3 protein-coding genes and 1 pseudogene are annotated in these 6504 nt (G+C 41.7%); 2 read left to right on the top strand and 2 right to left on the bottom strand.

The features are described from left to right. On the top strand, positions 1-1947 hold a 1947-nt coding region (locus PSE7429_RS16440), incomplete at its 5' end, for an RHS repeat domain-containing protein (protein WP_009628401.1). A 375-nt stretch (positions 1948-2322) separates the two neighbouring features. Then, entirely contained in the window at positions 2323-3411 is a 1089-nt protein-coding gene (locus PSE7429_RS16435) for an RHS repeat-associated core domain-containing protein (protein WP_083888425.1), read from the top strand. 95 nt (positions 3412-3506) lie between these two features. On the opposite strand, the pseudogene PSE7429_RS27790 reads toward PSE7429_RS16435, so the two are convergent. Continuing rightward, positions 3507-4798: pseudogene (locus PSE7429_RS27790) on the bottom strand (NF041680 family putative transposase). A gap of 107 nt (positions 4799-4905) precedes the next feature. After that, positions 4906-5868: a sulfurtransferase gene (locus PSE7429_RS16425; protein WP_040689138.1), complete on the bottom strand. Its 963-nt coding sequence runs from the start codon at positions 5866-5868 to the stop codon at positions 4906-4908. Positions 5869-6504 lie beyond the last annotated feature (636 nt).

Here is a 6504-nt window from a genome sequence, read left to right as displayed (position 1 = left end):
ACTACCAAGAATGTTACGGGGACGGTGTTCTCTGGCTTTAGTTATACTCTCGATGGTGTGGGTAATCGCACGCAGGTGGTGGAGAATAATGGTCGAACTGTGGATTATTTCTATGATGTGGTCAATCGCTTGACGCAGGAGAAGATTACGGATGCGGCTGTGGGCGATCGCACGATTGGCTACAATTATGACCTTGTGAGCAATCGCTTGAGCAAGACGGATACGCTGGAGGGTTTGACGACCTATGCCTATGATGCGAATAATCGACTGACGAATACTACGGCTGGAACCAAGGTTACGAATTTCTCCTATGACAATAATGGTTCGTTGAAGTTGCGGAGCGATGGGACTAAATCAACTGTCTATGATTGGATGAATGATGGTGAGAATCGTTTAGTGGGATTGAATGATGGTACTGTTCAGGTTAATTATATCTATGATGCTTTTGGTAGTCGGGTTGCGAGTATTACGGATGGGATAAGAACTAATTATTTACTTGATGCCAGTGGGCTTTCACAAGTGTTGCAAGAGTATGATGTAAACAATCAAGTTCTTACGAAATATAGCTATGGTTTGGGTTTAATTAAATCTGAAAATGTTAATGATGAGAGATTTTATCATGCTGATGGTTTAGGTTCGACTCGTTTGTTGACTGATAGCTCTGGTCAGGTTACAGATCGTTATGTTTATGATGCTTATGGGCGTTTACTTGCTCATGGTGGTACTTCTGAAAACTCTTTTCAGTTTGCTGGTGAACAAAGAGATGGCACTGGTTTAGATTATCTTAGAGCGAGATATTATGACTCGGATTTAGGTAGATTTATCTCTAAGGACGCTTTTAGTGGTTCTTTGAGTAGTCCAATTAGCCAGAATCCTTATGTTTATGCCAATAACAACCCGATTAATTTTACTGACCCTTCAGGATATTTCTCACTTGGAGAAGTTAGCGCAGGTATAGCTATTGGAGGTATTTTGGCTAGCATAGGAGGAAGTGCTGGTTATGTTGGAGCTTCTTATTTAACAGGAGCGTCTAGTAGTCCTGAAGATTTGTTAAATTTTGCAGACCAATGGGTGGCAGGGTTTGCTCATACGTTCACTTTTGGGCAATCAACAAGGTTCCGCAATTGGGCTTATGGAGATGTTGCAACTAAAAATCATGAAGGATTTCTTTGGAATATGGGAATGCTTGCTGGTGCTACTGCTAGTTTCGCAACAGGGATGCAAGCTGCATCAACCTTAAGATTCAGCATGGGGGCAGCCAAGTGGGCAGCTACAACTTATGTGGGAACTGGTCAATTTATCACTGCCTTTGATTTTGGTAGTAGAATTCGTGAGAAAGGATTAGGAGGTGCAGAATGGCAGGATTCATTCCTACTATTACCATTTCTACCTTATGCTGCACCAACCGCCAAGACTTTTCTGGCTAATGCTAGAGCGGTTAACGATAGTCTGCGTAATTGGGGACAGATGAAAACTTCTTATGTCAATCCCAAAATTCAAACATGGTTCCCGAACCAAAGTACTACTTTCGGCTCTGAATGGAAAAATCTTCCTGGAGGAGTTCAAATTAAAAAAGTTGGTAATTATTTTGTAAAACAAGTTAATCCAAACTCTTCCCCACCTATTCAAGCATTTGGTCGATCCTCAATAGATGCTCAAGCGTCTGCTCTTTCAAAACTTGGCGATATGGCTCCTAATTTTATTTACAAAAACGGCAAATTGGTTACACGTGATGCTGGAATTAATACATCAGGTAACTTTTGGGGAACTTGGTGGGAAGGAACAAAGAGACTAGGCACTCCATTCAATGATATCCGACCCAGAAACATAGGCTCTAATGGAATAATTTTCGATCCTGCTAAACATCCTATTCAACAAGGCGCTGAAGCATTACTTGTAGTCGGCGGTCCAGCAGTAGGCTATTACATTTACACTGATAGGAAATAAGCTAAAATGTTTTGTACTGTCATATTAATCATGGCAATTGCATTTTTTATTTGGTACTACATTATTTTTGAGATTTTAATGAGTAAACTGCTCATTTCTAATCGCTTATACACTTTCCTGAAAATTACTAATTGCATACTCTTGATGGTAATTAGTTTAGCATTACTAATTTGTGTTGTAATAAGACTTTTCTTTGGACGACTTTTATAAAGATAGGTTTAGTCAGGTCACGACATGGGTACTGGTTATCTAAAGCGTGATCGACATATTTGCGCCTTTTTTGTTGGCATAAAATGAGCATTTCAGAATCTATCCCCTATTAGCTGACCAGTACCACGACATGATGGGCTTGAAGGGTTCTATCATACGGATGCTTTGGGTTCGACTAGGGTGGTGACGGATAATGTTGGTTTAATTACTGACCGCTATACTTACGATGCTTTTGGGGTGTTGCTGGATCAATCTGGTACTTTTGGTAATTCTTCGCAGTTTGCGGGTGAGCAGAGGGATAGTGAAACTGGTTTGGATTATCTCAGGGCTAGGTATTATGACCCGCTTTTAGGGCGGTTTGTCTCGAAGGATGCTTTTGGTGGAGTGATTGAGCGACCTGCGAGCCAGAATAGTTATCTTTATGCGGATGCAAATCCTGTTAGTAATACTGACCCTTCGGGTTATTTTACGATGGGGGATGTATCGGCTACTTTGAGTGTGCTATCGACTTTAGCGGCGAGTGGTGGTGTTGGGTTTGGTGTTGGCTATATCGGTACGGCTGCGGCAACAGGTGCTAGTGGTGAACAAATCTTAGGTTTGTTTGGTGAATGGGGTGCTGGTTTTGCGAGTGGTGTATCGGGTGGTTTGTTAACTGATATCTATGAGGCTTCTTCTGGTCAGAAGATTGAGCCGAAACATTCTGCTTTATTCAATGCAGGTAACATTACGGGTATCGGTGTATCATTCTTGGTCGGCTTGAAGGCAGCAACATGGGCTAGTACTGCGATTGGTTCTTTGAAATGGATTGGCGTATCTATAGGTGCTGTAGAGACTGGACTAAATGTCTATGGTGCTGGCAAGGCGACTAAAAATCTTAACGATAGTTATCAGGACAATGGCAAGTTTGAATTTGAAGATACTTTGAATCTATTAGCTTATGTACCTTTTGCTGGTTCGCTTTTAGGTATTAAACAGTTCCTTTCAGCGAGTAGGGCAGTTAAAGGTAGTACTGAAGGTGCTGATAGCATCCTAAAAACTGCTGGAAATACAAAAATTGGGGGCGGAAATTGCTTTGTTGCAGGTACAGAGATTCTAACTACTGAAGGTATCAAGAATATTGAAGATATTCAGGTTGGTGATTGGGTAATTGCTGATGATCCGACTACAGTAGGAGAAATTGAAGCGAAGCAAGTTCTGGAGACTTTTGTCAGACATACTACTGCTTTAGTTGATATTTACTGGAGTTTAGACTAAGTTGATTAAGCTAATCAGAAAAAGAGCAGGAAAAAGTAACCCAGAGAATGGAGAACTGGGCAAATCCAAGAGAATGAAAAGGAGAATATTTAGGATTAGGAATTAAGGATGTCTTTGTTGACCTTTTGGGACGAGAAGCGCGTTTTTGATGATAGGAAAGCGAGGATAAGGATCGCGCTTGCGCCCAGATTCCAACCAAGAGACTTACCACGAGGTTCGGAGAACAAGCAGGAGAGCCGATCCTGACTAAAAGTGCGGCAAAGCCCTGAGCGACACGACCAAAAGTAAGATTAGTTTGAGGCTTCTGCCAAGGCAAAGGAGTATCAATCACCAGTTGACGCGCCAGCCATAACTGCCAAGAGAGTAACGGCATGAGGTCACTCCAGCGCAAAGCCTGTTGAGGAGTCAGTAATTGTGGCAGCGTCCAATGTAAACGTTGTTTGGCAAAGCGATTCCAATGGTCGATGGCAAAAACGGCGTAAGTACAAGCGCCAAATCTGCTCTAAAGTTGGCATTTGTTCACCGACCCAAGCTAACCATAAACCAGAGCAATGGGGATGGGTGACTCGAATAACTTGGAAATGTCGTTGGGATGCTTTTTAAAGTGCAAATCAGACCATTGCTGGATTTGCACCTGTCCGACCGTCTCATCCTCTAAGCTAAAAGTTGCCGATGAGTCTCCCCAACTATCAGCATTGGCAAGTTGGAATTTATCACCATGCTTGCGAGGACGACCAGAGCCACTATAGGGTTCAGGTGCTTTGTATAAGCATCGATTCGGGCGTAGACGCAGCAATAAGTCTGCTGGGATATCCTCGGTCAAATTCATAAAGGCAGCACTACCATATTCACTGTCATAAGTAGCGATCGGTCTTACGGACAAATCGCGGCATACTTGCCTCAGTTGGAAGGCTGCTCTTTGGGCTGCTGTCTCAAAACTACTGATCCGCTCGTGACATAACGGGATTGCCCAACTCCCTGACATTTCTGGTACCCATCCCAAGGTGCTGTAGTCATGCCCCAACACAATTGGTTTGTTGCCTTCAACCAAATTCGGTTGATGCACAAAACTCCTGTCTTTTTAGCGTTTTTGGCATGGGGTCTTCCCCACCCTGTATGGTCTCCTGCTAGCAATGGTCGAATATCTTTGGGTATTTGTTCTACACATAGTCGTCTAAGCCTTCCTCGTCTCGGACGACTATCTTTTAGTGATTCATACAGGCTTGACCATTTCCGCCGATACACCGCAGATAACGATAATTCTGCAAATGATTTCACGCTTGGACTGGTTAACACTGCATCCATTAAGTCAAATATTGCATCTCTTCCATTTACCTAAAAAATTATATGCCTGTTGACGAAAGTTCTGTAGTTTATCAATAATCATGACTGTAGATGTGCTTTTTCTTTTCATCTACTTTAGGCAGTTTGTATCTCTTTTACTCTGCCTTTTTTTCCTTTTTTAGTCTAAACTCCAGTTATTTGGGTTTAGCTCTACACTGGGCGTTCTGCACCAGTTTCTACAGGCAAATCTGATTGGCTATATTCTGTCCAAGATCCTTCATACAATCGAACATTAGGATAACCAAGCAAATGCTTCAGTACGACATACTGCAATGAAGCTTCGCGACCTGTAGTGCAGGTTACGATAATATCCTTGGATTTATCAATTTTCTTATCTGCAAGGAGCTTCTCAATCTCGCTTAAAGGCTTCAGTTTGTGAGGATTTTGCGGATCGGTGAAGGTCGGCCAAGGGATATTACGCGCACCAGGGATATGACCATTACGAACAAAATATTTCTCTTCCCCAGCGAAGGCTTTAGCTGGTCTGGGATCGATGAAAACAACTCCTTTTTTATCAAGTAAATCTCTTACCTGAGCAAGGTTAACGCGAATATTTTTGTTATCTTTAACGCTTAATTTCCCAGCTTGATATTTAGGAAAAGCTTGAGTTAACTCTGCATTAGTTTGCTTATAGCCACTCAATCCACCGTCAAGGATAGCAACAGAATTTTTAAATCCAATGCGTTCTAATGCATAGGCGAATTGACTCGAACCTAATACATCACGACCATCGGAATAAATTAGTACCTTGCTTTTATCAGTAACACCAGCTTTGGATAGATAACCTGCTAATTTGTCCGAATCGACTAACTGAACTGGCAAGCCATCTTTAGGTTGACGGATTAGATTATCAGCAATATGGACAGCGTTGGGTAAATGCCCCGTAAAGTAGTCGATGGGACTCCAACGGACATCAAGAATGCGTAAATTAGGATCGTTTGCATTTGCGCTTACCCAACTAGGTGAAACGAACTCAATTTTGGTTCCAGAGTTTTGAGCCGTCAGTGGTGATAAAGAAAAAAATGCGATTGCCACTATCGACATTACCATAGCAGCAAGAAATGTTAGTGGCTTTACTTTAGAAAATTTTCTTTTGGAGTAGGTTCTATTCATTATTTTGGCTTTACTTGAGAACGACTAGTTAAAAGGAAGAAACTAAGATATTGAGTCGGAAACTACTATATCTACGCGATGATATCGGAGTATAGTATAAACACCATCGCATAGTATCTAGCAAAAAATCAAGCATCCACAAATAAACAGTTATTGATAGTAATGATTAGGTTAGTTAGGACAAATCAAAACCTCAAGGTATAGCTGTCAGTAATGTTAGGACAAACATCAAACCCAATAGAGAGTTGCAGCGCTTTGCGCTGCAACTCTCTATTGGGTTTGATGTCCTGACTTACAGCAATTATCGATCAAACGAACCACAAGGAAATTTTTGAAAGCGTTGCTTTGCAAAGCTTTTAAAAATTTCCTTGGTTTGGATTTAAGCGCAAAGCGCTGTAAATGAATATAGCTATATATGCGAGTACTTCTAGCTGCTGTCAACTGTATCAGGACATAAACAAAAGAGAGTTGCCGCGCGGAGCGCGGCAACTCTCTTTTGGGGTTTGATGTTACAGCTATAACAATTTGCCGAAGTGCGCTAACAACTCTTTGGAAGGTTTGGCTTGACCAGAAATTTTCCTCTAAATTCGTAAATTTGCCAGATTGTCAGCTACATTTAAAATAACTGGGTTTAAG

The organism is Pseudanabaena biceps PCC 7429 (assembly GCF_000332215.1).
GTDB classification, from domain to species: domain Bacteria; phylum Cyanobacteriota; class Cyanobacteriia; order Pseudanabaenales; family Pseudanabaenaceae; genus Pseudanabaena; species Pseudanabaena biceps.
Note: the sequence above shows the minus strand (reverse complement) of the source record. Positions and strands in the feature narration are given on the sequence as shown.